The organism is Streptomyces sp. AC558_RSS880, from assembly GCF_019049255.1.
Classification (GTDB): domain Bacteria; phylum Actinomycetota; class Actinomycetes; order Streptomycetales; family Streptomycetaceae; genus Streptomyces.
The window spans coordinates 183,148-208,615 of record NZ_JAGMUJ010000013.1 but is presented as its reverse complement, the minus strand read 5'-3'; the positions used below and the strand labels follow the sequence as shown (position 1 = coordinate 208,615).

Here is a 25,468-nt window from a genome sequence, read left to right as displayed (position 1 = left end):
AGTGCCTCACAGCTCTTTGGTCAGACGGTTGATGAAGTCACGCGAGCGTTCCGGTTCCAGTGACGCGGCTTCAATTTTACGGAAACGCATTCGATAGGCGCCGAGCTGTGCCTCAGCGTCGACAAAGGCCGAGCCATGCGGTGCGTCGCGTACGACTGTGTCCAGTCTGGCAACGGGACCGCCCATGTAGGTCATGGTGCCTGCGGCCAGGCCAAAGTTATCCAGGTCGAAAGGGATGACGCGCACGGTGATGTCGTCCGCTTCGGACGAGTTCAGGAGCGCGATGAGTTGAGCGCGGGACGTCGCGCGGTCGCCGACCCTGATGCGTAGGGCCGCTTCGTGGATCACCAGTGTGTACGGGAAGTCGGTCCGCTTGCGCGCCATCCGGTGTCGTACGCGCATTTCCAGCTCGTCAGCGGTCAGTTCGGGCACTCTGGCGGAGAAGACGGCTCGAGCGTAGTCCTCGGTCTGCAGCGGGCCCGGCACGTACAGGATCGCGACCTCATGGCGGAACGTGGCGTGGTGGTCGAGTTCGGCGAGGTCGAGGAATGAGGTGGGCAGCTGCCACCGGTACTCCTCCCACCAGCCGCGCGTTCGGTCGGTGGCCATCGCCACCAGCGCGTCGATGAACTCCCGGTCTGTGCAGGCGTAGTGGGAGGCGAGTCGACGCAGGCGCTCCTCGCTCACTCCTGCGATGCCCGACTCGATCTGGCTGATCTGCACGGAGTTCACGCCGAGCAGTGCCGCTGCCTCGCGTGCGCTGAATCCCGCCGCCTCGCGAAGTCTGCGCAGCTCGACTCCCAGTCGCCTTTGCCGTGCCGTTGGCTCGCGCCTGGTTCCCATCGGTTGCCCCTCGGTTCAACGCGCCTGTTGCAGCGACTCTTTCAGGTTCAGATTACGGGAACGGCTTGCTCGGTCTTAAAACAAAGACCTACTGTCAGTGATGTCACGCAAGCGCAGCGGAAGCGCACTGCTCCGTCCTGTCATGACGGTTGCGGCACTGCCACCGCCCGCGAACCGCAACTCCTCATTGTCTGAACGGAGTTCACGCATGCCCGAAACCGAGTCCTGGGAGTACTCCCTCTCCATCCCCAACGACCCTCGCGCGGTCACCGTCAGTCGCCGCACCCTCCGTCTCATCCTCACGATGCACGGGCTGATCGGGCTCGTGGACGTGGCCGAACTCCTCGCCGCGGAGCTGATCGCCAACGCCGTACGGCACACCAAGGGGCCCGCGACCCTGCGGGTGCACTGGGCGGCCGACGTGCTGCGGATCGGGGCGTGGGACACCGACCCCGCGCCGCCCGACGCGCCGCTGCCCTTCGAGCGGTCCGCGGACCTGGGTCTGGAGGACGGGCGCGGACTGGCACTGGTGCGGGCGTGTTCCGACCTGTGGGGGTGGCAGCCGCTGTCCCGGGACGGCAGCCGGGGGAAGCTGGTGTGGTGCGAGCTGGGTGCGGCCTGACGGGGTTCGTCAGTGGCCGTTGGGCCACTCGCTTCTTTGTCAGTGTCGTGCTTCCGCGACCCGCGTCAAGGGCGCTCCCTGCGGTCGCGTCGCCTTCGGCGATGGGCCTGCGGCCCACCCTTGACCCGGCCCGCTCCAGCACGGGGAAGAAGCGAGCGAGCGGCCCGGAGAAAAGCGGGGGCCCGGGCACGCTTGCGATCCAGGGCCCGCTGACCAGTTCCCCGGGTTCACGGACGCGTCCCCGCCTCGCCGGCACGCCGGGCCGGCTAAGCGGCGAACGCCCGGTGGATGGTGGCGGAGGGCTGGTGGGTGGTGGCGGTCCGGTGGGTGGTGGTGGCGGTCCGGTAGGTGGTGGCGGAGGGTCGGTGGGTGGTGGCGGAGGGGCGGGGGTTCGGTGGGTGTGGGGGAAACCGTGAACACTAGACCGGTTTAGTGTTCACGGTTTTCGAAGGGGGTGTCCCTGGCGGGGCGCCTTTGGGGCTGTCGGTTCGTTCTCCTGAGGCCCTCCGCCGGGTGTCTCGAGAAACGCGTACGCCCCGATGGGTGCCCAAGTCGCCCAGCAGGTGGGCGATGGGTGCCCGAGGGGGGGATGGGAGCGGATTTTCATGACCGGGAGGCTTTGACCGTCCTCTTGGTCCTTCGCCCATGGACACATGCTTCCGTCGCTCCCCAGGCATGATGGGTTGGCGGCCCTGCCCCTGCCGGGCGTTCGCCGCTTAGCCCGCCCGGCGTGCGGGCGAGGCGCGACCGCGTCCGTGAACGCCGGGTCCCTCCTGACCGACGGTCGGCCGCAGGCGTGCCTGGGCACCCGCTTTCCCCGGGCCGCCCGCTCGCTTCTTCCCCGTGCTGGAGCGGGCCGGGTCAAGGGTGGCCCGGAGGGCCATCGCCGTAGGCGACGCGGAGTGGAGCGCAGCGGAACGCAGCGCCCTTGACGCGGGTCGTGGAAGCACGACACTGACAAGGAAGCGGGCGGTCCCACGGCCACTCGTCGGTGGGCGTCCGCTGCGGCGTGCCCCCGCTCCCGCCCCCGTAAGGTGCCCGCATGAGCATCATCGGAGTCGGGATCGACGTGGCCGAGATCGAGCGGTTCGCGGAGTCGTTGGAACGTACGCCCGCGCTGGCCCAGCGGCTCTTCCTGGAGAGCGAGCTGCTGCTGCCCAGCGGTGAGCGGCGCGGTGTCGCCTCCCTCGCCGCGCGGTTCGCCGCCAAGGAGGCCCTCGCCAAGGCGCTCGGCGCGCCCGCGGGGCTGTACTGGACCGACGCCGAGGTGTGGTGCGAGGACAACGGGCAGCCGCGGCTGCGGGTGAAGGGGACGGTGGCGGCGCGCGCCGCCGAGCTGGGCGTACGGTCCTGGCACGTGTCGCTCAGCCATGACGCCGGGGTGGCCTCGGCGGTCGTGATCGCGGAAGGGTGAGGGCGGTGCCCGTACGCGCCCTTCCCCTCGCCTTCCCCGGGGCCGGGGTCGACCTGCCCCTCTGGGGCGACGTGTTCCTCGTCGTCGCCGCCGTGCTCACCGTCGTCTTCGCCCTCGTACGGCTGCTGCGCCGCCGCCGTCGGTGAATGTGTGAGAAGAGGGTGCGTGTATCGCGTGGACCGGGGTAGACGCGGTTGAGCCGGTGCCGGAAGTGGGGCCGATCGACCAGGGAGGGCGAACAGTGACGTCGACGATGGCGCGGACCGACCGAGCTCAGACGGTGACCGAGCTGCCGGAGGTCGCCGATCCCGGTCAGGTCGCGCCGAAGGATGCCCGGGAGCTGTCCAAGCAGTTCTTCCGTCGGCTGACGGAGCTGGAGGAGGGCACGCACGAGTACCAGTACGCGCGCAACACCCTCATCGAGATGAACATGTCCCTGGTCCGCTTCGCGGCCGGCCGGTTCCGCAGTCGCGGGCCGGAGGAGATGGAGGACATCGTCCAGGTCGGCATGATCGGACTGATCAAGGCGATCGACCGGTTCGAGCTGTCCCGCGAGGTGGAGTTCACCTCCTTCGCGATCCCCTACATCGTCGGCGAGATCAAGCGGTTCTTCCGGGACACCTCGTGGTCCGTGCACGTGCCGCGCCGCCTCCAGGAGGCCCGGGTGCAGCTCGCCCGCGCCACCGAGGAACTGCGCAGCCGGCTGGGCCGTACGCCCACGACCGCCGAACTCGCCCAGCTGATGAGCCTGACCGAGGACGAGGTCAACGAGGCCCGGATCGCCTCCAACGGCTACAACTCCGCGTCGCTGGACGCCGCCATCGGCAGTGAGCCGGACGGCGAGAGCGTGCTCGCGGACTTCATCGGCACCGAGGACGCCGCGCTGGAACTGGTCGAGGACTTCCACGCGCTGGCCCCGATGATCGCCGAGCTCGACGAGCGCGAGCGCAAGATCGTGCACTGGCGGTTCGTGGAGGAGCTGACGCAGGCGGAGATCGGTGAGCGGCTCGGCTGCTCCCAGATGCACGTCTCGCGGCTGCTGTCCCGCACGCTGAAGCGGCTGCGGGCGGGGATGCTCACCACGAACTGAGGTGACGGCGGGCGTACGGCACGCGCGGGGTGCGGCGACGGGGAGCGCCGCACCCCGCGCGTGTCCGCTAGCAGATCGACTGGCTGCTGTTCACCAGCCGGTTGTTGCGGAACGTCGTGTTCTCGCCGCAGGGGCTCTCGCGGATCGAGGAGTCCGTCACCGTGAGGTTCTGGACGGTGATGTCCCGGTTGTTGGGGAACTCCGAGCGCGCCGCCAGACGGATCTCGCCGCCGCCGGTGACCGTGCCGCTCTGGGCGGCGAGGTTCACGTTGTAGCAGTTCTCGATGAGGATCGCGTTGTTGCCGGTGTGGGAGAGGGTGATCCTGTCGATGGTCGCGCCGCCGCTCTCCGAGACGCAGAACACGCCCCGTCCGCCGCCGCGCGCGACGACCTCGCCGACGCGGATGTTGGTGGAGTAGGAGCTGCCGATCCGGCCGTTGCGGTTGGCCATGCGGAAGGCGGCGTACCCGGTGCCGGTGCCCGCGTTCTCCGCGTCCACCTTGGAGACGGTGGCGTTGACCGTCTGGTTCAGCAGCAGGCCCGACTCGCCGACGTTGCGGGCGGTCACCGTGCCGACGGTGAGGCCGTCGACGCCGTAGGTCTCCACGGCGTGGCTGGACGCGCCGGAGACGTACACGTTGTCGATGCGCACGTTGCGGGTCCACTGGCTGGTGTCGCCGCGGTTGTCGATGCGGACGCCGAGGCCGCGGGAGAGGCGCATGTCGATCTGGCCGAGGACGACGTTCTGCACGTTGCGCAGGAAGATCCCGTACAGCGGGGCGCCGGTGACGTTGAGGTGCTGCACCTCGATGTCGCGGGTGCCGCGGGAGTAGACCGGGGCCTGGTCGCCGGAGCCGCTGCCGGTGACGTTGATGGTGCCGCAGACGTCGAGGGTCGTGTAGCTCGGCAGGGAGATGCGGGAACCGGCGGAGATGGAGCCCGAGCCGCGGACCACGACCCGTTCCTTGCTGGTGCGGCCGGAGGACAGGCTGCTGATCGCCGCCTGCACGGCCGCGCGCATGTCGCTGCCGGTGTAGACGGTGCTGCTGCCGCGCCGGGCGGTCCAGGTGCTGCCGTTCAGTACGGCCTCGGCCTGGTAGGAACCGTCGCCGCAGGCCGCGGCGCGGGCGGGGGCCGGGGCCGCGGTGGTGGTGACCGCGGTGGCGGGGGCCGTCATGAGACCGGCTGCGGTGAGGAGTGCGGTGGCGCCGGCTGCGGCGAGGAGTGCGGCTCTGCGTCCCATGGGTCCTCTGCTTCTGTCGTCGAACCGATTCGACTGAATCGATTCATCCGGTGGGGGGCGGAGATTTTGGCAAGGGCATGGCAAGCAGTCAAGCGGTCCGCTTCTCCGGTACGGGAGTTGACGGGCCGTCTGCGGGAGACTCGGACGCATGCGTACTGCGTACAGCGTGGAGACGGTCAGGACGGCGGAACGGGAACTGATGGCACGGCTGCCGGACGGGGCGCTGATGCAGCGCGCCGCCGCCGGGCTCGCCGCGGCCTGTGCGGACGTGCTGGGGCGGGTGTACGGCAGCAGGGTCGTGCTGCTGGTCGGCAGCGGGGACAACGGCGGTGACGCCCTGTACGCCGGTGCCCGGCTCGCCCGGCGCGGCGCGGGTGTGAGCGCGGTGCTGCTCGCACCGGAGCGCGCCCACGGCGGAGGGCTCGCGGCGCTGCGCCGGGCAGGTGGGCGGACCATGGGCACGGACGGCGCCGAAGGGCTGATCGCACGGGCCGATCTGGTCGTCGACGGCATCGTCGGTATCGGCGGGAAGGGCGGGCTGCGTCCGGAGGCGGTGCCGCTCGCCGACGCGGCCGGGCGGGCGCGGGCGGCCGTGGTCGCCGTCGATCTGCCGAGCGGGGTCGACGCCGACACGGGGGAAGTGCGGGGAGCGGCGGTCCGGGCCGACCTCACGGTGACCTTCGGGACGCACAAACCGGGGCTGCTGATCGATCCGGCGCGGGAGTACGCGGGGTCGGTGCGGCTGGTCGACATCGGGTTGTCGCTCCCGGAGGAGCCGGAACTGGAGGCGTTGCAGCACGCGGACGTGGCCCGACTGCTGCCGGTGCCGGCCGTCGAGAGCGACAAGTACCGGCGGGGCGTCGTCGGGATCGCGGCCGGATCCTCCCGGTATCCGGGGGCGGCGGTGCTCGCGGTGGCGGGGGCGCTGCGGGGCGGGGCGGGGGCCGTACGGTACGTCGGTCCCGCCGGGCAGGCCGTGATCGCCCGCTTCCCCGAGACGCTGGTGTCGGACGGGGGCCCGAAGCACGCGGGGCGGGTGCAGGCGTGGGTGGTCGGGCCGGGGGCCGGGGACGACGCGGCGACGGTCGCGGAGGTGCTGGCGACGGACGTACCGGTGCTGATCGACGCGGACGGGCTGCGGCTGGCGGAGGCGTCGGCGGTACGGGGCCGGCGCGCGCCGACGCTGATGACCCCGCACGCGGGGGAGGCCGCGGCGCTGCTCGGGGTCGAGCGGGGGGAGGTCGAGGAAGGGCGGCTGGCGGCGGTGCGGGAGCTGGCGGGGCGGTACGGGGCGACGGTGCTGCTGAAGGGGTCCACGACCCTGATCGCGTCCTCGGGAGGGGGTGCGGTGCGGGTGAATCCGACGGGGACGTCGTGGCTGGCCACGGCGGGGAGCGGTGATGTGCTGTCGGGGTTGGGGGGATCGTTGTTGGCGGCGGGGCTGTCGGCTGTCGATGCGGCGAGCGTGGCGGCGTACCTGCACGGTCTGGCGGGGCGGTTCGCGGCGGACGGGGCGCCGATGGGGGCGCACGACGTGGCGGAGGGGATCGCGGGGGCGTGGCGGAGCGTGGTGCGGGGTTGACCGCGGGGGCTCGGCGTGAGGGTGGGGCGGGGGTGGGGTGCGCGGCCCGGCGCTGACGGGGTGCCTCCCCCAGAGGGGGTACCCCCAGCGCCCACCCGTGCCGCCCCAGCGGCACGACTGCCCGCGGCTTGCGGAGCCGGGTGCTCTGAGAGACTGGGCGGGATGAACGAGACAGTTGCCCCGGGGGGTGCGGAGCTGCGGGCCCGTGCCGAGATCGACCTTGCCGCCGTGCGGGCCAATGTGCGGGCCCTGCGCGAGCGTGCGCCCGGTGCTGCCTTCATGGCCGTGGTCAAGGCCGACGGATACGGGCACGGCGCCGTCGCCTGCGCGCGGGCGGCCGTCGAGGCCGGGGCGACCTGGCTGGGCACCGCCACCCCGCAGGAGGCGCTCGCGCTGCGCGCGCCCGGCGCCGGGGTGCCGGACGGCGTACGGATCATGTGCTGGCTGTGGACGCCCGGCGGGCCCTGGCGGGAGGCGATCGAGGCCGGCCTCGACGTGTCCCTGAGCGGCACGTGGGCGTTGGACGAGGTCACCCGGGCGGCCCGTCTCGCCGGGCGGCCCGCGCGGGTGCAGCTCAAGGCCGACACCGGGCTCGGGCGGGGCGGCTGCCAGCCCGGTGACGACTGGGCGGAGCTGGTCGCCTCCGCGCTGCGCGCCGAGGCCGAGGGGCTGGTCCGCGTCACCGGCCTGTGGTCGCACTTCGCCTGCGCCGACGAGCCGGGCCATCCCTCCATCGCCGCCCAGCTCACCAGGTTCCGGGAGATGGTCGCGTACGCCGAGAGCCGGGGCGTCGACCCCGAGGTGCGGCACATCGCCAACTCGCCCGCCACCCTCACCCTCCCCGAGAGCCACTTCGACCTCGTGCGCCCCGGCATCGCGATGTACGGCGTCTCGCCCAGCCCCCAGATCGGCACCCCCGCCGACCTGGGACTGCGCCCGGCGATGACCCTGTCCGCCTCGATGGCCCTGGTGAAGCACGTCCCCGGCGGCCACGGCGTCAGCTACGGCCACCACTACGTCACCCCGGGCGCCACCACCCTCGGCCTCGTCCCGCTCGGCTACGCGGACGGCATCCCGCGCCACGCCTCCTCCACCGGGCCGGTGCTGGTCGAGGGCAAGTGGCGCACGGTCGCGGGGCGGGTCGCGATGGACCAGTTCGTCGTCGACCTGGGCGGGGACGAGCCGGAGCCGGGCGCCGAGGCCGTCCTCTTCGGGCCGGGCGACCGCGGCGAGCCCACCGCCGAGGACTGGGCGCAGGCCGCCGGGACCATCGCGTACGAGATCGTCACCCGGATCGGAACCCGCGTCCCGCGCGTCTACGTCCATGGCGGAAACGACGGAAGCGACGGAGACGACGGGAGCGGTACGTGAGCGAGGGCATCGCGGAGGCCGCCGCCTCCGCAGCCGGCGCGTCCGGCGGGGGCTGGCGCCGGGCCACCGGTGTCGCGGGTGTCGCGATAGGCGTGCTCGCCACCGGGGCCGCCGCGGGCGTCGCGATAGAACGGATGACGGTCGGCCGGGGCATGCGCCAGAGGGCCCGGCTCGCCCTCGACTCCGTGGGGCCGTACGGCACGCTGCGCGGCACGCCCGGCAAGGCGTACGCCGACGACGGCACCGGCCTGTACTACGAGGTCGACGACGTCGACCCCGATCCGGCGGCGACCCCGGGGCGCCGGCGCCGGCTGTTCGGCCGCAAGGCGCCCGCCCCGGTCACCGTGGTCTTCAGCCACGGCTACTGCCTCAGCCAGGACTCCTGGCACTTCCAGCGGGCCGCGCTGCGGGGCGTCGTACGGACCGTGCACTGGGACCAGCGCAGCCACGGCCGCTCGGAGCGGGGCGCGGCGCAGGGGGAGCGGGGCGAGCCGGTCACCATCGAGCAGCTGGGGCGGGACCTGAAGGCCGTCATCGACGCGGCGGCGCCCGAGGGGCCGCTGGTGCTGGTCGGTCACTCCATGGGCGGGATGACGGTGATGGCCCTCGCCGACCAGTACCCGGAGCTGATCCGGGAGCGGGTGGTGGGCGTCGCCCTGGTCGGTACGTCGTCGGGGCGGCTGGGCGAGGTCAACTTCGGGCTTCCGGTGGCCGGCGTCAACGCGGTGCGGCGGGTGCTGCCGGGGGTGCTGAAGGCGCTGGGGCAGCGGGCCGAGCTGGTGGAGCGGGGACGCCGGGCCACCGCGGACCTGTTCGCCGGGGTGATCAAGCGGTACTCGTTCGCCTCCCGTGACGTGGACCCGGCGGTCGCCCGGTTCGCCGAGCGGATGATCGAGGGCACGCCGATCGACGTGGTCGCCGAGTACTACCCGGCGTTCAGCGACCACGACAAGACCGAGGCCCTCGCCCACTTCGCCGGTCTGCCGGTGCTGGTGCTGGCCGGGGTGCGGGACCTGGTGACGCCGAGCGAGCACAGCGAGGCGATCGCCGACCTCCTGCCGGGCGCCGAGTTGGTACTCGTGCCGGACGCCGGGCACCTGGTGATGCTGGAGCACCCGGAGGTGGTCACCGACCGCCTCGCCGACCTGCTCACCCGCGTGGGCGCGGTGCCCGCAGGGGCTACCGTTAATGGCTATGGAAGCAGCAGCACCGCACAACCCGGCTGAGCCGACGCCGTCCGCGAACTCCGTCGAGCTGACCGTCACCTCCCCCGAGCAGATGCGCGAACTGGGGCGCAGGCTCGCCAAGCTGCTGCGCGCCGGCGACCTGGTCCTGCTCTCGGGCGAGCTCGGCGCGGGCAAGACGACGCTGACCCGGGGTCTCGGCGAAGGGCTCGGCGTGCGGGGCGCGGTCACCTCGCCGACGTTCGTGATCGCCCGGGTGCATCCGTCGCTGGGGGACGGTCCGCCGCTGGTCCACGTCGACGCGTACCGGCTCTCCGGCGGTCTGGACGAGATGGAGGACCTCGATCTCGACGTCTCGCTGCCGGAGTCGGTGATCGTCGTGGAGTGGGGCGAGGGCAAGGTCGAGGAGCTGACCGAGGACCGTCTCCAGGTCGTCATCCACCGGGCGGTCGGCGACACCACCGACGAGGTGCGCCGGGTGACCGTGACCGGCCTGGGCGGACGCTGGGCGGCGGCCGACCTGACCGTGCTGTCGGCCTGAACGGGGCACGCGGCCTCGTGCTGTCGGCCTGAGCGGAGCACGGCCTCGTGCTGTCGGCCTGAGGCGGAGACGGTTACGCGGCCTCGCGGTGGTCCTTCGCCGGTTCGCAGGGCCGGGGTTCCGGCGCGCGGGGCGGGGTGGAGACCGCGGCGGCCGCGGCGCAGGCCGCCAGCAGGTCGCGCATCGGGATTCCGGAGACCGGCTGGGGCCGCGGTTGCGCCGTGGTCCGGCGGGCGTTCTGGTGGGCCGGCATGGACGCCTCCTGAAGGGCGGGGGCGGGCGTGGTTAGGTAGACCTAACCACGGGCTGGATACCATGTGACCACGCCCGGGACACCGAACGCAACATCTTGCCGACGTCTTGTCGGAACGTACGGCGCCCGTTCACGCGATCCGGCCGGAACGCGCACACCGGGACTCACCGAACGACGACGACCTTCTGTCCGATCGTCGCGAACCCCCACATCGCCGCGCCGTCCGCGCGGGTCTCGCGGATGCCGCCCGTCCGCTCCTCCGGGGCGAGCTGCGGCGCCGAGCCGTCGACCGCCGCGCTGAACCCGATCGCCGTGCCGTCCACGGAGGCGAACCGCACCACGTGCTCGACCGGAACGCCGTCCGATCCGGTGACCGCACCGGACCGGGACGTGACCCGGTAGGTGCCCGGCGCCGGGTCCACCGTGCTGGGGCTGACCCCGAAGGTGCGCCGCACCTCGCCGGTCTCCCCGACCAGCCACACCCGGTCGGCGCCCAGTGAGTACACGACCCGTTCGCCCGTCCCCGACCGTGCGGGCACGGCGAACGGGTGGTTCCCGTCCCGGAGGGTCTTGGGGACGGCCGCCGCGGTGCCGGACGCCGGGGAACGCAGCCCGTCCGGGACGGTCGCCGCCGCCCGGTGGCCGAGGTAGCCGATCGTCGCGAGGGCCGCCGCGGTCAGTCCCGCCACGACCGCCGAGCTGGTGCCTGACACCGTCGTCACCCCTGTCCCGCTCTGCCCTGTTATGTACGTACGTCGACGCGACCGTAGCAGTACGTGACCGGCCGACCCGTGCGGCCGTGGCCGGGGCGTGGGAGCCGTAGGCTGTTTGCGTGCTCTTGCTCGCTCTGGATACCGCCACCCCCGCCGTCACCGTCGCGCTGCACGACGGCCGCGACGTCATCGCCTCGTCGAGCCAGGTGGACGCCCGCCGCCACGGCGAGCTGCTGCTCCCGGCGATCGACCGGGTGCTCGCCGAGGCAGGTCTGCGGCTGGACGCCGTCACCGGGATCGTCGTCGGCACCGGCCCCGGCCCGTACACCGGGCTGCGCGTCGGCCTGATGACCGCGGACACCTTCGGGCTCGCGCTCGGCGTGCCCGTGCACGGTGTGTGCACGCTGGACGGCCTGGCCTGCGCGGCCGACCTGGAGGGCCCCTTCGTCGTGGCGACCGACGCCCGGCGCAAGGAGGTCTACTGGGCGCGCTACGCGGACTCCCGCACCCGCCTCACCGAGCCCGCCGTGGACCGGCCCGCCGACATCGCCGCGCAGGTGAAGGGCCTGCCCGCGGTCGGCGCCGGCGCCCTGCTGTACCCGGACACCTTCCCCAGGGCGCACGAGCCCGAGCACGTGTCCGCCGCCGCCCTGGCCCGGCTGGCCGCCGAGCGGCTGGCGGCGGGCGAGGATCTGCCCGCGCCCCGGCCGCTGTACCTGCGCCGGCCCGATGCCCAGGTCCCCAAGAACTACAAGGTGGTCACCCCCAAGTGACCGGATCCGAGACTGCCGTGCTGCGCGAGATGCGCTGGTGGGACATCGACTCCGTACTGGAGCTGGAGCGGGACCTGTTCCCCGAGGACGCCTGGTCGCGCGGGATGTTCTGGTCCGAGCTGGCCCATGCGCGCGGGCCCGGGGCGACCCGGCGCTACGTCGTCGCCCAGGAGGGCGACCGGATCGTCGGCTACGCGGGCCTCACCACCTCCGGTGCGGAGTCCGACGGCGGCGAGGCCGGTGACGGCGACAGTGTCCTGGCGGCCGACGTGCAGACCATCGCCGTCACCCGGGACCACTGGGGCACCGGCCTCGGCTCGCGGCTGCTGACCGAACTGCTGCGGGCGGCGACCGCCTTCGAGTGCGCCGAGGTGCTGCTGGAGTGCCGGGTCGACAACGTGCGCGCCCAGAAGCTCTACGAGCGCTTCGGCTTCGAGACCATCGGCGTCCGGCGCGGCTACTACCAGCCGGGGAACGTGGACGCCCTGGTGATGCGACTGACCGACCCCTCCACCTCCGTGAACCCGGCGAGTCCCGTCGACGGGAACGGCGTACAAGGAACCGAAACCAATGGCTGACGAACCCCTGGTCCTGGGGATCGAGACCTCCTGCGACGAGACCGGTGTCGGCATCGTGCGCGGGACCACCCTGCTGGCGGACGCCGTCGCCTCCAGCGTCGACGAGCACGCCCGCTTCGGCGGCGTCGTCCCGGAGGTGGCGAGCCGCGCCCACCTGGAGGCGATGGTCCCCACCATCGACCGCGCGCTGAAGGAGGCGGGCGTCAGCGCCCGCGACCTCGACGGCATCGCCGTCACCGCGGGGCCCGGACTCGCCGGCGCGCTGCTGGTCGGCGTCTCGGCGGCCAAGGCGTACGCCTACGCCCTCGGCAAGCCGCTCTACGGCGTCAACCACCTCGCCTCGCACATCTGCGTCGACCAGCTGGAGCACGGCGCGCTGCCCGAGCCGACGATGGCGCTGCTGGTCTCCGGCGGGCACTCCTCCCTCCTGCTCTCCGCGGACATCACCTCCGACGTCCGTCCCCTCGGCGCGACCATCGACGACGCGGCCGGCGAGGCCTTCGACAAGATCGCCCGCGTGCTGAACCTGGGCTTCCCCGGCGGCCCGGTCATCGACCGGTACGCGCGCGAGGGCGACCCGGAGGCGATCGCGTTCCCGCGCGGTCTGACCGGCCCGCGCGACCCCGCGTACGACTTCTCCTTCTCGGGGCTGAAGACGGCGGTGGCCCGCTGGATCGAGGCCAAGCGGGCGGCGGGCGAGGAGGTCCCCGTGCGTGACGTCTCGGCGTCCTTCCAGGAGGCGGTCGTGGACGTGCTCACCCGCAAGGCCGTACGGGCCTGCAAGGACGAGGGCGTCGACCACCTGATGATCGGCGGCGGTGTGGCCGCCAACTCCCGGCTGCGGGCGCTGGCCCAGGAGCGCTGCGAGGCGGCCGGTATCCGGCTGCGCGTGCCGCGCCCCAAGCTGTGCACGGACAACGGCGCGATGGTGGCGGCGCTGGGCGCGGAGATGGTCGCCCGGGGCCGCCCGGCCTCGGACTGGGACCTGTCGGCCGACTCCTCGCTGCCGGTGACGGACCCGCACGTGCCGGGCACCGCCCACGCGCACGACCACGTGCACGAGACCGCCAAGGACAACCTGTACTCATGACGGTCGCGCTGATGTGGGAGGCCCGGGCGGTGTCCGGCCGGGGCGCGGACCTGGTGGCCTGGGCCGAGGAACACGCGCGGGAGCTCGCCCGCCGCCCCCTGCGCCGCGAGACCTTCCGTGCCCCGCAGGACCGCGTCCTGGTCATCACCTGGTGGGACGCTCCCTACGACGCCGATCTGCCCGAACTGCCGGAGCCGGACGGGGGTTTGATCACCCGTCCGGTGCACCGGTGGCGGTTCGAGTCGCTCGGGGGCGTCTGACCCGGCGCCTTCACACCCCGTTCACGGCGGACCGGTCGCGTTCATCGTCCCGGCGAACGGAATTCATCCGTCCTCCCCGAATCGCTCTTAGCTTGACGTGGCCACAGCAAGATCATGCTGGACGGGGGAGGGCCGGGATGGTTCGTCGTGCGCGCAGTCGCCGGAGGGCGGGCGGATCCGTCGCCACGGTCGCGATCAGTGCGGCCATCGGAGTCACGGTCGGACTGCTGCCCTGGGGGGCGCTCCCGGCTCAGGCGGTGGGACCCGCCGGGGCCACGGCCTCGGCACCGGCCGCCGGGACCGGGGAACCGGCCGTCGCGGCCACCGAGGAGGAGGCGCTCGCGCAGGCCGCGCGCCTCGGCCGGAACGTCGAGGTGCTCTCGCTGCGCGGCGAGTCGAGCGACGTGTACGCCACGCCCGAGGGCACCCTGGAGGCCCGCGAGTACCTGCGCCCGGTGCGGACCCGTGTCGACGGCGAGTGGAAGGCCGTCGACACCGGACTCGCCCCCGTCGCCGAGGGCCCGGACCAGGGCATGGTCGCGCCCGTGGCGGCCTCGGTCGGGCTCGCGTTCTCCGGGGGCGGCGACGGCCCGCTGGTCCGGCTGGAGCGGGCCGGACGGACCCTCGAACTGTCCTGGCCGGGTGACGTACCGCAACCGCGACTGGACGGCGACACCGCCACCTACCCCGACATCCTCCCGGACGTGGACCTCCGGCTCGCCGCACGGCCCGAGGGCTTCACCCAGCTCCTCGTCGTGAAGTCGGCCGAGGCCGCCGCGAACGAGGAACTCGACGAACTGCGGCTGCGGCTGGGCGCCGAAGGCCTGACCGTCCGGGAGACCGCGAACGGCGGCCTGGAAGCGGTGGACGAGGGCGCGGGCGGCGCCGTGTTCGAGGCACCCCGGCCCGTGATGTGGGACTCCAGCACGGGCGAGGACACGGCGTCGTCGTCCCCGGAGCCCGCGTCGGCCGTACGACCCGCCGCCCTCGCGGCAGCGGACGACGGACCCGGCGCCGCCGCGGACACGGAGCCCGGCGCCTCCGACTCCGGCCGGCAGGCCCCCGTCGGCGTCGACGTGCCGTCCGGTGGTGACGAACTCGTCCTCACTCCCGACCGGGAGCTGCTCACCGGCGACGACACCGTCTACCCCGTCTACATCGACCCCCAGTGGTACACGCCGCGCGCCACCTCCTGGACGATGGCCTCCAGGTACTGGGCGAGTTCGCCCCAGTGGAAGTTCAACGACGCTTCGGACGCGGGCCTCGGCTACTGCGCCTGGGACTACTGCAAGCCCCACGACCTCAAGCGGCTCTTCTACCAGTTCCCGACGACCAAGTTCGCGGGCCGCAGCATCCTCTCCGCCGAGTTCGTCGTCCGCGAGACGCACGCCGCCTCCTGCCATGCCCGCGAGGTGCAGATCTGGCGCACCAAGGGCATCAACTCCTCCACCACCTGGAACACCCAGAACGCCGCCGGCTTCTGGATCGACCACCTCCAGTCCCGCAGCTTCGCCCACGGCTACGACGGCTGCGCCTCGGCGGACGCCGAGTTCGACGTGAAGACGGCCGTGGCACAGGCGGCGGCGCACAAGTGGTCGACCCTCACCTTCGGGCTGCGCGCCACCACCGAGGACGACCGCTACACCTGGAAGCGGTTCTCCGACGCCGCCTACCTGCGGGTCGAGTACAACCGCCCGCCGCCGCGGATCAGCACCTCCAAGCTCACCATGGACCCCGGCGGCGCCTGTGTGAACAGCTCCGCCCCCGTGCGGGTGCGCTCGCGGGCCACCGTGCGGGCCAGCGATGTGACCGACCCCGACAAGGACCGCGTCCAGGTGCAGTTCCGGGCGCTGTGGGACAGCGGTGACGGCTGGAAGCAGCGCTGGATCTCGGGCAGGAGCACGGAGAAGGCGTCCGGTTCGGACTTCTCCGTCCAACTGCCCACCTCCGTCCCGCAGAACAAGACGGTCGGCTGGCAGGCCCGCGCCTGGGACGGCGGCCAGTGGTCACCGTGGAGCTCGGAGAACGCGCACAGCTGCCACTTCGTCTACGACACCGCCGTACCCGCAGGCCCGTCGATCGACTCCGAGCAGTACCCGCGCTCCGACGCCGCCGACCCGGCCGACCCCTGGTGGGACGGCGTCGGCCGGTACGGCACGTTCACCGTCGACTCGTCCTCCACGGACGTCACCAAGTACTGGCTCGGCCTCAACGGGCCGCCCACCAGCGGCCGTACGCTGACCACCTCCGGCGGCGCCGCCAAGTCGACGAAGATCATGCCGACCAGGACCGGCGTCAACTTCATCACCGCCAAGGCCTTCGACGCCGCCGGCAACGCCTCGGAGACCCGCACCTACTACTTCCGGGTCCGCTCGGGCCAGCCCGACCGGCTGTCGTGGCAGCTCGACGAGGGCGGCGGCGCGAGCGAGGCCATGGGCGAGGGCGGTACCTGGCAGGCCTCGCTGTACGGGGGTCTCGCACCCGGTGGCGAGGGTGCCGAGGGCAACGGCCTCACGCTGGACGGCACCGACGACTACGCGGCCAGCGACTCGCCGGTCCTCAACACCTCCAAGAGCTTCTCGGTGTCGCTGTGGGCGAAGCTGCCGGACGCCCCGACCGGCGCGCCCGTCGCCGTCGCCCAGGCCGGGTCCGACACCAGCGGTTACGAGATCTACTACTCCACCGCGCTCGGCGGCTGGACCTTCCTGCGGCACACCACCGACGCCTCGGGCACCCAGACGGTCCGGGCCACCCAGCCCGCCTGCCCGAGCGGGGACACCGCCTGCCAGGCGGCCAGGGTCGGCACGTGGACCCACCTCGTCGGCGTCTTCGACAACGTCAACCGGGTGATGAAGCTCCACGTGGACGGCGAGCTCGTCGCCACCGCGGCCTTCAGCACCCCCTGGGACGCGCGGGGGCGCACCCTGCTCGGCGCCGCCTCCCACTACGGCACCGTCGGCAACTTCTTCAAGGGTTCCCTCGACGAGGCGCGGTTCTTCGACTACCAGCTCACCGACGGCCAGGTGTCCCGGCTGCACGGCCGGCAACCGGTGGACACCGGCCGTCCCGCGAAGCTGGTCCTCCCGCTGGACGAGGCCGCCGACGCCGTCGCGCTGACCGGCCGCGCCCAGCAGGTCGCCACGCGGCTGAAGAACGGCACCACGTCCGGAGTCACCGGCGTCAACGGCCGCGCGCTCGAGTTCGACGGCACCGACGACTACGCCACCACCGGCCGCCCGATCATGGACACCTACCAGAGCTTCACGGTCTCCGCCTGGGTGAAACTGCCCAAGGACAAGGAAGCGCGGGCGATGACGGCCGTCGCCCAGAGCAGCACGGTCAACCCGGGCTTCGAGCTCTACCACTCCTCGGCGCTCGGCGGCTGGGTGTTCATGCGGCCGGAGAGCGACACGGCCGGAGCCCGGGTGGTCCGCGCCACACAGACCGCGTGCCCGGAGAACTGGCACTGCACGGCCGCGCGGCTCGGCGAGTGGAACCACGTCGTCGGCGTCTACGACATCGACACCGCGCAGCTGCGCCTGTACGTCAACGGCGCGCTGGAGGCCACCGCGGCCTTCGACACGCCGTGGCTGGCCACGGGCGAGGTCACGCTGGGCGGCGCCTACTACGGGGGCAGGCCGGTCAGCCCGCTCAAGGGCGCGATCGACGACGTCCGGCTGTACGACCGGGCCGTCTCCACCGACGAGGTGCGCCAGCTCTTCAAGCGGCACCCGGTGGTCAAGAGCCGCTGGAAGTTCGAGACGGCGTCCACGGCCACCCCGCCGGTCACCCCGGACGCCGGCCCCGCCGGTGCCGGCCTCGGCCTGTACAACGGCGCGGCGGTCGGCTCCGGCTGGGTCGACGGAGGGCTCACGCTCGACGGCGTGGACGACTACGCCGCCACCGCGAGCGGCACGGTGCCCGTCGACACCTCCGCCAGCTTCACCGTCAGCGCCTTCGCGCAGACCGCGGCCACCCCGACCGGTGAGGTGGCGCTGCTCAGCGCCCCCGGGACCAACAAGGACGCCTTCTCCGTGCGGTACGTGCCCTCCGCGACACCGGAGACCGACGGGGGCCGCTGGCGGATCACCACCAGCGACGCGGACACCGGCACCGCGGGCTCCACCCAGGTGGAGAACGGACGGTTCTTCGGCCCCGAGGAGTGGACCCACCTCGCGCTGGTCTACGACGGCTTCGCCCGCGAGCTGCGGCTGTACGTCAACGGCGAACTGGAGGAGGTCGCCTGCACGGACGCCGACGACGACGGCGTGCCCGACGTCAGCGGCTGCACCGAACGGGTGTCGTACGCCGACAACGTCGTGACCTTCAAGGCCGTCCAGTCGCTCCGGCTCGGCCGCGACCGTGCCGGGGCCTACTTCCCCGGGTCCGTCTCGGACGTCTGGACCTTCCAGGGCACCCTCGACGACCTGCAGATCGAGCGCCTCGCGGTCGGCATGCCGGGGACCGGGACGACCGTGCCCGGCAGCGACTGACCGGCCTTCCCGCACATCCGAACCCACCGCCCCGACCGCTCCGTACGACGAAGGACGAGGATGAACGGTAGACCGCGGACGCGAGTCCGTGCCCTGCGCCACCGCGTCGCCCTGGCCTCGGCCACGGTCATGATCGGCACCTTGCTCCAGGCCGTGGCCCAGCCGGCCTCGGTCGCCGCCGACCGCGGCACCGGCCGCCCCGACCTGCCCGCGTCGGAGCAGCCGGTCGAGGTCTCGGCGGTCCCGGTGACGCCGCGCACCCTGGAGAAGGGGCCGCGCACTCCCGCGAAGGCCCCGCGCGCCGCCTGGCCCCTGGCGGGCGTGGCGACCGTCGACCCGCCCGAGGGCTCCTCGTCCGTCGTGCGGGCGAAGGGACTGCCGCTCGCGGTGGGCGGCAAGCAGGCGCCCGAGAAGGTGCGGACCCGTCTGTTCGACCGTGAGACCGCCGGACGGGTGGGCGCGGACGGGCCGTTGTTCAGCCTGGAGGCCGTGGGAGCGGACACGGCCGCGAAGGGAGCCACGGGCACGGAGAAGCGGAGGACCGCCGTACGCGCGCGGCTCGACTACTCCTCCTTCGCCGAGGCGTTCGGCGGTGGCTACGCCGACCGGCTCAGGCTGGTCCGGCTGCCGGCCTGCGCGCTCACCACCCCGGACGAGGCGGCCTGCCGCGAGACCACGCCCGTCGAGGCCGTCAACGACACCGAGTCGAAGACCCTCACCGCCCCGGACGTCGCGCTGAAGGCGTCCGGCGCCACCGTCCTCGCGGCCGTCGCCGACGACGCGAGCATGGGCGGCGACTACAAGGCCACCCCGCTGTCGCCGTCCGCGCAGTGGAGCACCAGCCTCAACACCGGCGACTTCTCCTGGTCGTACGCGATGAACGTGCCCGACGTGCCGGGCGGGCTGCTGCCGAGCGTCGGGATGTCGTACTCCTCGGGGTCGGTCGACGGCCGTTCCGGCAACAGCAACAACCAGGGCTCCTGGGTCGGCGACGGCTTCGACATGTGGCCCGGCTTCATCGAGCGGCGCTACAAGTCCTGCGCCGACGACGGCGTCGAGCGCGCCGACGGCGGCAAACCGGCCGACCTGTGCTGGGCGTACGACAACGCGTTCATCTCCTTCAACGGCAAGGGCGGCGAACTGGTGCCGGACGGCACCGACACCTTCCGGCTGCGCGACGACGACGGCACCAAGGTCCAGCGGCTGCGCGGCTCGTCCTCCGACGTGCGGTCCAACGGAGCCCGGGACGACGAGTACTGGAAGGTCACCACCCCGGACGGGGTGCAGTACCACTTCGGCTACCACCGGCTGCCCGGCTGGACCGACGGCAAGGAGACCACCAACTCCACCTGGACCGCGCCGGTCTTCGGCGACGACGCGAACGAGCCCTGCCACGCCTCGGCGTTCGCCGACTCCTGGTGCCAGCAGGGCTGGCGCTGGAACCTCGACTACGTCGTCGACCCGCACGGCAACGCGATCGCGTACTACTACGACAAGGAGTGGAACTCCTACGGCCGCAACCTGGACGAGAAGGCCAACACCCGTTACGTGCGCGGCGGCTCCCTCGACCGGATCGAGTACGGCCTGCGCTCCACCGGCATGTACTCCGCGCAGCCCCTGGCGAAGGTCGACTTCACCAGCGGCGAGCGGTGCCTGCCGGACGCGGACACCACCTGCGCCGACATCTCCGCGGACGCCTTCCACTGGTACGACACCCCGTGGGACCTGAACTGCGACGAGAACGCCACCTGCGACGAGGGCCGGCTCTCCCCGGTGTTCTTCACCCGCAAGCGGCTCACCTCCGTCACCACCCAGGTGCTGAAGTCCGGGTCCTACGCGAACGTCGACTCCTGGAAGCTCGTCCACCGCTGGGGCATGGCCGACACCGACTACCAGCTGCTGCTGGACTCCGTGCAGCGCACCGGTCACAGCGGCACCCCGGCGGTCACCCTGCCGAAGACCACCTTCGGGTACGTCCAGCTCGCCAACCGGCTCGACCGGACCGGCGACGGCTTCGCCCCGTTCATCAAGGAGCGCCTGGCCACCGTCGCCGACGAGTCGGGCGGCCAGATCGACGTCGGCTACTCGGCGCCGGTCTGCGACGCGAGCGCCCTGCCGACCCCGGGGACCAACACCACCCGCTGCTTCCCGCAGTACATCGGCGGCAGCACCACCGACGACCCGGACCTGCACTGGTTCAACAAGTACGTCACCTCCACCGTCACCCTCACCGACCGCACCGGCGGCTCCCCGGACCAGGTCACCTCGTACGAGTACCTGGACGGCGCGGCCTGGCACTACGACGACGACGACGGGCTGACGAAGGAGAAGGAGAAGACCTGGTCGCAGTGGCGCGGCTACGGCCACGTCCGGGTGAGGACCGGCGGGCAGGGCGGCGCGTCGGCGATGAAGACGCAGGCCGACACCTACTTCCTGCGCGGCATGGACGGTGACCGCCTCGCACCGAGCGGCGGCACCAAGTCCGTCGACGTCACGCTCGGCAGCGGCGAGGGCGACCCGCTCACCGACCACGAGTCGGCCGCCGGGTTCGCCTACAAGACCGTGCAGTACTCCGGCCCCGGCGGCAGGGTGCTCGGCAAGACCGTGAACCGGCCCTGGCACCACGAGACCGCGAAGAAGGTCCGCTCCTGGGGCACGGTGACCGCCAACCTCACCGGCACCGCCCAGGTCCGCTCCTGGACCTCGCTGGACGACGGCGCGGGCGCGAAGTGGCGCACGACCACGGTGAACAACTCCTTCGACACCGTCGCCGGACGCATCACCCGCACCGACGACCGCGGTGACGACGCCACCACCGCCGACGACCGGTGCACCCGCACGTCCTATCCGGCGGCCGGCGCGATCCTCACCCTGCCCGCCCGCGCGGAGACCGTCGCCGTGAACTGCGCCGGCACGCCCGACCGCACCGAGGACGTCATCTCCGACCTGCGCACCGCCTACGACGGCCGGGCCTACGGAGCCGCCCCGACCAAGGGCGACGCCACGGCGACCGCGGTCCTGAAGTCCCACGACGGCACCACGGCCACCTACGCGGAGAGCGGCGCCACCTACGACACCTACGGCCGCAAGCTCACCAGCACCGACCTCACCGGCACCGTCACGGTCACCGTCGCCTCCGACGCCCTGACCCGCACGGCGCGCACCGACGGCCGTACCACCACCACCGCCTACACCCCGACCACCGGCTTCCCCACCTCGGCGAAGGTCACCACACCGCCCGCGACGCCCGGCGACAGCAGCACCGCGCAGTCCACGACCACGACGAACGATCCGGCGCGCGGAGTGCCGCTGACCCAGACCGACACCAACGGCAAGGTCACCAACCTCGCCTACGACGCGCTGGGCCGCACCACCAAGGTCTGGCTCCCCGACCGGACCACGGGCGACGTCCCGACCTACGAGTACACCTACAGGGTCACCGAGAAGGCCCCGGTTGCCGTCGGCACCAAGATCATCGGCAACAACGGTGCCCAGATCACCTCGTACGTCCTCTACGACGGCTTCCTGCGGCCCCGCCAGTCCCAGACCCCGGGCCCGGACGGCGGACGGCTGCTCGCCGACACCTTCTACGACGAACGCGGCCTGACGGCCAAGGAGTTCCTCTCCTACTACGACACCTCCGCGCCCGCCACGACCCTGGTCACGCCGCAGGACGCGCTCGGCGTGGAGACCCAGAACCGCTACACCTACGACGGCCTCGGCCGGCAGACCGAGCACCGGCAGATCTTCGGCAACGGCGACGGCGGCAAGGTCCTCAACACCACCCGCACCCTCTACGGCGGCGACCGCACCACCGTGATCCCGCCCGAGGGCGGCACCGCCACCACCACGCTCACCGACGCGCGCGGGCAGACCACCGAACTGCGCCAGCACCACCAGCGCGCCGCGGAGGCCTCGTACGACACCACCACGTACGGCTTCACCGTGGCAGGAGCCCTGTCCGAGGTGACCGACCCGGCGGGCAACGAGTGGCGCTTCGCCTACGACCTGCTCGGCCGGATGACGCGGTCCGAGGACCCCGACAAGGGCACCACCCGCTTCCACTACGACGACCGGGGCCAGCTCACCTCCACGGTCGACGCCCGCGACACCACCCTCGTCAACGTCTACGACGGCCTCGGCCGCACGACCGAGCTGCGCTCCGGTTCCACCACCGGCCCGCTGCGCGCCAAGTGGACCTACGACACGGTCAGCGGCGCCAAGGGACACCTCGCCGAGTCCACCCGCTACGCGGACGGCGGTCTGGCCTACACCTCCAAGGTGGTCGCCTACGACCGGCTCTACCGGCCGCTGCGCACCTCGGTGACGATCCCGGCGTCCGCCGCCAACACCGGCCTGTCCGGCACGTACCTCTCGGCGACCACGTACAAGGAGTCCGGTCTGGTCGCCGCGGTGGGCCTGCCCAAGGCGGGTTCCCTCGCCGCCTCGACGATGGCCTACGCCTACGAGGACGACACGCTGCGGCCCGTCGCCGTGGACGGACTCGCGGGACTCGAGGCCACCACGTCGTACAGCCTGACCGGCAAGCCGCTGCAGTACGAACTGTCCGACTCGGACGGCAAGAAGGCCTGGGTCACCAACGAGTACGAGCCCGGCACCCAGCGGCTGGCGTACACCCGCGTCGACCGCCAGGACGTCGCGGGCGTCGACCAGGCCTCCACCTTCCGCTACGACGAGGCCGGCAACGTCCTGTCCGTCTCGGACACCTCACGCTCCGGCACGGACACCCAGTGCTTCACCTACGACCACCTGCGCCGGCTGACGGAGGCCTGGACCCAGCCGACCACCGCCTGCGCGAGCACGCCCGACGCCTCGGTGCTCGGCGGACCGGCCCCGTACTGGACCTCCTACGGCTACGACAAGACCGGCAACCGCAGCACCGAGGTCCAGCACGACACCACCGGTGACACCGCGAAGAACGTCACCAGCACCTACGGCTACCCGGCCCCGGGCGCGACCGCGGTCCGCCCGCACGGCCTGAAGACGGTCACCCGCACCGGGCCCGGCGTCACCGCCGGAGACTCCTACACCTACGACGCCACCGGCAACACCGACACCCGCACCCTGGGCGACGGCACCACGCAGGACCTCGACTGGGACGCCGAGGGCCGGCTCGCCAAGGTCACCGAGCCCGTCGAAGGCGGCTCGCCCAAGGTCACGGAGTACGTCTACGACGCCGACGGCAACCGCCTGATCGCCCGGACGCCCACCGAGACCACCCTCTACCTCGGCGGCACCGAGATCACGGTCGCCAAGGGCGGCACCACGCCCAAGGGCACCCGTTACATCGACCTCGGCGGCGGCCACACGGCCGTCCAGGCCGACGACGGCACCGTCTCCTTCACCACCGCCGACCACCACGGCACGGCCCTGCTCGCCATCGACGCGGCCACGCAGAAGCTGACCCAGCGCCGCTCGCTGCCCTTCGGCGGCGTCCGCGGCGAGGAACCGGCCGACTGGCCGGGCACCAAGGGCTTCGTCGGCGGCACCCAGGACGTCTCCACCGGCCTGACCCATCTGGGCGCCCGCGAGTACGACCCGTCCACGGGCCGCTTCCTCTCGGTCGACCCGATCATGGACCTGACCGACCCGCAGCAGATCAACGGCTACACGTACAGCAACAACAACCCGCTGACCTTCTCCGACCCGTCGGGGCTGTACTGCGACGGGTGCAGCGTCGACAACCCGGACTCCGTCTGGGCCCCGGACAAGGGCAACGGGCCGGGCTGCACGACGTACGCCTGCTACGACCGGGACGGCAACGTCGACTACCTGACCAACGGGACCGGCAAGCCGTACACGCCGGCCAAGCAGTCCTCGCCGGCGGTGACGGTCAACGTCACCCAGAAGAAGGGCGAGGTCTTCATCGAGAACATCCGCGTGCCGGCCGCGCGCGAACTGGCGGCGATGTTCCCGCAGTACGAGGAGGAGGAGAAGCAGCTCGAGGCGTGGGCGGAGCGCAAGTGCTTCACACAGGACGCCAACACGAAGGCGTTCTGCGGTGCGGCCGAGGCGCTCGGCATGATCCACCACGAACAGACCCTGTTCGACAAGATCGTCGTATCCCTGGTGGCCCCCGACTTCGACGCCTGGAAGAGCTGCCTGAGCGGCGACAGCCTCAAGGCCTGCGGCTGGGCGGCGACGGATCTGCCCTGGGCGCGGGTGTTCAAGGGCGCGAAGATCGTCAAGTCCTGCAACAGCTTCGTCCCCGGCACCGAGGTCCTGATGGCGGACGGCACGACGAAGCCCATCGAGGACGTCGAGATCGGCGACGAGGTCCTGGCGACGGACCCGGAGACGGGAAGGACCGAGGTCAAGACGGTCACCGCCGAAATCATCGGTGAAGGCCCGAAGAACCTGGTGACACTCACCATTTCCGTGGACGGGGAAGAGGTGGGGATCACCGCGACGGACGGCCACCCGTTCTGGGTGCCGGGCCTCGACGAGTGGATCGACGCCGGCCGACTGGCCGTCGGCCAGGAACTGCGCACCGTCACGGGGAAGACCGTACGCATCACCGGCATTGCCCATGCGCAGCGCCCGGCCACGGTCCACAACCTGACCGTCACGGACCTGCATACGTACTATGTGCTGGCCGGAGACCTTCCTGTCCTGGTCCACAATTCCGGAGGCGGCCCGGACGTCACCGGCATTCAAAACCTCCACGGAATGTCGTTGGACGACGCACACGACTACTTGGAGAGCAAGGGCTTCACCTTGAACAGCTGGTCGGACGGTAAGGGTGGCAAGGGCGGGTACATGACGTATCGGGGTTCCGATGGCAGCAAAATCACCATTCGGGACACCGACGGCAGAGTCACTCGCACCAGCGTCATCGACAATGGCCCCAACAAGAAGAACGGGGTTCAGCGCTGGGACGAGACCGGAAACAAGACGATTTCGCATGACCATGGAGAAGCAGTCAAGTGCTGAATGAGGAAATGCGGACCGAATGTGCTCGACTCGATGAGTATCTGTCCCGGCGCGAGGGGAGCTTCGTCGACGGTGTGTCGTTCTTCGCTTCAGGAGAGCGGGACCTGCTTGAAATTCGGCTGCTGGGAGAAGGGGATCTTCCTGCGGTCACTCTGCACCTGGAAGCTGTGCATTCGTACTCGCTCCAGAAGCCGACTGATCTGGATGGGGCGTTTGTCGATTCCCTGTCCGTGACTCATCTGCCGGCTGGAACCCATCCCTGGCCGGCCGGCGCGGAAAGTCTATTGAAGAAGCATTCCGGACTGCCTGATCTGTATCGGGTTCAGCTCACAGGTCCGTTCGCCCTGGACGCTGCCGGCGGCATACTGACGGTATCGGTCACCGTTTAGCCCTCGGTGACTGAATCCGCAGCCCGAAGACGTGGGCCCTGTCCGGTGATCCGTGCGGGGCCCACGTGACTGCTT

At 71.9% G+C, this 25,468-nt stretch carries 19 protein-coding genes; 15 read left to right on the top strand and 4 right to left on the bottom strand.

Features of this window, described 5'->3' with window-relative positions; genetic code table 11:
* Window positions 1–6 precede the first annotated feature (6 nt).
* A complete protein-coding gene (locus KUM38_RS05705) occupies window positions 7–843 on the bottom strand; it encodes a helix-turn-helix transcriptional regulator (protein WP_145867723.1) in 837 nt (278 codons plus the stop codon).
* A 208-nt stretch (window positions 844–1,051) separates the two neighbouring features.
* Between KUM38_RS05705 and KUM38_RS05700 the strand changes: the two genes are divergently transcribed.
* The 4 genes from KUM38_RS05700 (at window position 1,052) to KUM38_RS05685 (ending at window position 3,969) form a co-directional block, all read left to right on the top strand.
* Window positions 1,052–1,465 carry an ATP-binding protein gene (locus KUM38_RS05700; protein WP_217128170.1) on the top strand — a complete coding sequence of 138 codons (414 nt, stop codon included), beginning with the start codon at window positions 1,052–1,054 and terminating at the stop codon, window positions 1,463–1,465.
* A 1,042-nt stretch (window positions 1,466–2,507) separates the two neighbouring features.
* Complete coding sequence (locus KUM38_RS05695; protein ID WP_217128169.1) at window positions 2,508–2,879, top strand: holo-ACP synthase; 372 nt, start codon at window positions 2,508–2,510, stop codon at window positions 2,877–2,879.
* A 5-nt stretch (window positions 2,880–2,884) separates the two neighbouring features.
* Window positions 2,885–3,025, top strand: coding sequence for a hypothetical protein (locus KUM38_RS05690; RefSeq protein ID WP_217128168.1), 141 nt, complete (start codon window positions 2,885–2,887; stop codon window positions 3,023–3,025).
* Window positions 3,026–3,132: 107 nt separating this feature from the next.
* Entirely contained in the window at window positions 3,133–3,969 is an 837-nt protein-coding gene (locus KUM38_RS05685; protein ID WP_217128243.1) for an RNA polymerase sigma factor SigF, read from the top strand.
* 67 nt (window positions 3,970–4,036) lie between these two features.
* Here the strand turns inward: KUM38_RS05685 and KUM38_RS05680 are convergent, their stop codons facing one another.
* A complete protein-coding gene (locus KUM38_RS05680) occupies window positions 4,037–5,212 on the bottom strand; it encodes a hypothetical protein (protein ID WP_217128167.1) in 1,176 nt (391 codons plus the stop codon).
* Between the two features lie 148 nt (window positions 5,213–5,360).
* Between KUM38_RS05680 and KUM38_RS05675 the strand changes: the two genes are divergently transcribed.
* From KUM38_RS05675 to tsaE, 4 genes are all read left to right on the top strand, one after another.
* Window positions 5,361–6,794: an NAD(P)H-hydrate dehydratase gene (locus tag KUM38_RS05675; protein ID WP_217128166.1), complete on the top strand. Its 1,434-nt coding sequence runs from the start codon at window positions 5,361–5,363 to the stop codon at window positions 6,792–6,794.
* A gap of 162 nt (window positions 6,795–6,956) precedes the next feature.
* Entirely contained in the window at window positions 6,957–8,165 is a 1,209-nt protein-coding gene (gene alr / locus KUM38_RS05670; RefSeq protein ID WP_217128165.1) for an alanine racemase, read from the top strand.
* The gene (locus KUM38_RS05665; protein ID WP_217128164.1) at window positions 8,162–9,391 is read left to right on the top strand and encodes an alpha/beta fold hydrolase; all 1,230 of its coding nucleotides are present in this window, start codon (window positions 8,162–8,164) and stop codon (window positions 9,389–9,391) included. Before alr ends, KUM38_RS05665 begins: the two co-directional genes overlap by 4 nt.
* Complete coding sequence (gene tsaE, locus KUM38_RS05660; RefSeq protein WP_217128163.1) at window positions 9,360–9,890, top strand: tRNA (adenosine(37)-N6)-threonylcarbamoyltransferase complex ATPase subunit type 1 TsaE; 531 nt, start codon at window positions 9,360–9,362, stop codon at window positions 9,888–9,890. Before KUM38_RS05665 ends, tsaE begins: the two co-directional genes overlap by 32 nt.
* A 73-nt stretch (window positions 9,891–9,963) precedes the next feature.
* Here the strand turns inward: tsaE and KUM38_RS05655 are convergent, their stop codons facing one another.
* Window positions 9,964–10,143, bottom strand: a complete 180-nt coding sequence (locus KUM38_RS05655; protein ID WP_217128162.1) for a hypothetical protein — start codon at window positions 10,141–10,143, stop codon at window positions 9,964–9,966.
* A gap of 164 nt (window positions 10,144–10,307) precedes the next feature.
* On the bottom strand, window positions 10,308–10,856 hold the full coding sequence (locus tag KUM38_RS05650) for a hypothetical protein (RefSeq protein ID WP_217128161.1): 549 nt from the start codon (window positions 10,854–10,856) through the stop codon (window positions 10,308–10,310).
* A gap of 119 nt (window positions 10,857–10,975) precedes the next feature.
* Here KUM38_RS05650 and tsaB point away from each other — a divergent pair, with 119 nt between their 5' ends.
* The 7 genes from tsaB to KUM38_RS05615 all read left to right on the top strand — a co-directional run bounded on the left by tsaB (window position 10,976) and on the right by KUM38_RS05615 (window position 25,393).
* Entirely contained in the window at window positions 10,976–11,629 is a 654-nt protein-coding gene (gene tsaB / locus KUM38_RS05645) for a tRNA (adenosine(37)-N6)-threonylcarbamoyltransferase complex dimerization subunit type 1 TsaB (RefSeq protein ID WP_217128160.1), read from the top strand.
* Window positions 11,626–12,207 carry a ribosomal protein S18-alanine N-acetyltransferase gene (gene rimI, locus KUM38_RS05640; RefSeq protein ID WP_217128159.1) on the top strand — a complete coding sequence of 194 codons (582 nt, stop codon included), beginning with the start codon at window positions 11,626–11,628 and terminating at the stop codon, window positions 12,205–12,207. The genes tsaB and rimI overlap by 4 nt, the downstream gene beginning before the upstream one ends.
* Window positions 12,200–13,297, top strand: a complete 1,098-nt coding sequence (gene tsaD / locus KUM38_RS05635) for a tRNA (adenosine(37)-N6)-threonylcarbamoyltransferase complex transferase subunit TsaD (RefSeq protein ID WP_217128158.1) — start codon at window positions 12,200–12,202, stop codon at window positions 13,295–13,297. The genes rimI and tsaD overlap by 8 nt, the downstream gene beginning before the upstream one ends.
* Complete coding sequence (locus KUM38_RS05630; protein ID WP_217128157.1) at window positions 13,294–13,557, top strand: hypothetical protein; 264 nt, start codon at window positions 13,294–13,296, stop codon at window positions 13,555–13,557. The genes tsaD and KUM38_RS05630 overlap by 4 nt, the downstream gene beginning before the upstream one ends.
* A gap of 137 nt (window positions 13,558–13,694) precedes the next feature.
* Window positions 13,695–18,050: a LamG-like jellyroll fold domain-containing protein gene (locus tag KUM38_RS05625; protein WP_217128156.1), complete on the top strand. Its 4,356-nt coding sequence runs from the start codon at window positions 13,695–13,697 to the stop codon at window positions 18,048–18,050.
* 60 nt (window positions 18,051–18,110) lie between these two features.
* Entirely contained in the window at window positions 18,111–25,004 is a 6,894-nt protein-coding gene (locus tag KUM38_RS05620) for a polymorphic toxin-type HINT domain-containing protein (RefSeq protein WP_254396706.1), read from the top strand.
* Window positions 24,998–25,393 (top strand): hypothetical protein, encoded by a 396-nt coding sequence (locus tag KUM38_RS05615; protein ID WP_217128155.1) that lies wholly within the window; start codon window positions 24,998–25,000, stop codon window positions 25,391–25,393. Before KUM38_RS05620 ends, KUM38_RS05615 begins: the two co-directional genes overlap by 7 nt.
* Window positions 25,394–25,468: the final 75 nt, after the last annotated feature.

Excerpts from the sequence above, each read along its gene's own strand:
- KUM38_RS05675 (WP_217128166.1), top strand. The coding sequence starts at position 5,361 with ATGCGTACTGCGTACAGCGTGGAGACGGTCAGGACGGCGGAACGGGAA.
- KUM38_RS05630 (WP_217128157.1), top strand. The coding sequence starts at position 13,294 with ATGACGGTCGCGCTGATGTGGGAGGCCCGGGCGGTGTCCGGCCGGGGC.
- KUM38_RS05700 (WP_217128170.1), top strand. The coding sequence starts at position 1,052 with ATGCCCGAAACCGAGTCCTGGGAGTACTCCCTCTCCATCCCCAACGAC.
- KUM38_RS05685 (WP_217128243.1), top strand. The coding sequence starts at position 3,133 with ATGGCGCGGACCGACCGAGCTCAGACGGTGACCGAGCTGCCGGAGGTC.
- KUM38_RS05620 (WP_254396706.1), top strand. The coding sequence starts at position 18,111 with ATGAACGGTAGACCGCGGACGCGAGTCCGTGCCCTGCGCCACCGCGTC.
- KUM38_RS05680 (WP_217128167.1), bottom strand. The coding sequence starts at position 5,212 with ATGGGACGCAGAGCCGCACTCCTCGCCGCAGCCGGCGCCACCGCACTC.
- tsaD (WP_217128158.1), top strand. The coding sequence starts at position 12,200 with ATGGCTGACGAACCCCTGGTCCTGGGGATCGAGACCTCCTGCGACGAG.
- KUM38_RS05695 (WP_217128169.1), top strand. The coding sequence starts at position 2,508 with ATGAGCATCATCGGAGTCGGGATCGACGTGGCCGAGATCGAGCGGTTC.
- KUM38_RS05625 (WP_217128156.1), top strand. The coding sequence starts at position 13,695 with ATGGTTCGTCGTGCGCGCAGTCGCCGGAGGGCGGGCGGATCCGTCGCC.
- KUM38_RS05705 (WP_145867723.1), bottom strand. The coding sequence starts at position 843 with ATGGGAACCAGGCGCGAGCCAACGGCACGGCAAAGGCGACTGGGAGTC.
- alr (WP_217128165.1), top strand. The coding sequence starts at position 6,957 with ATGAACGAGACAGTTGCCCCGGGGGGTGCGGAGCTGCGGGCCCGTGCC.
- tsaE (WP_217128163.1), top strand. The coding sequence starts at position 9,360 with ATGGAAGCAGCAGCACCGCACAACCCGGCTGAGCCGACGCCGTCCGCG.
- KUM38_RS05655 (WP_217128162.1), bottom strand. The coding sequence starts at position 10,143 with ATGCCGGCCCACCAGAACGCCCGCCGGACCACGGCGCAACCGCGGCCC.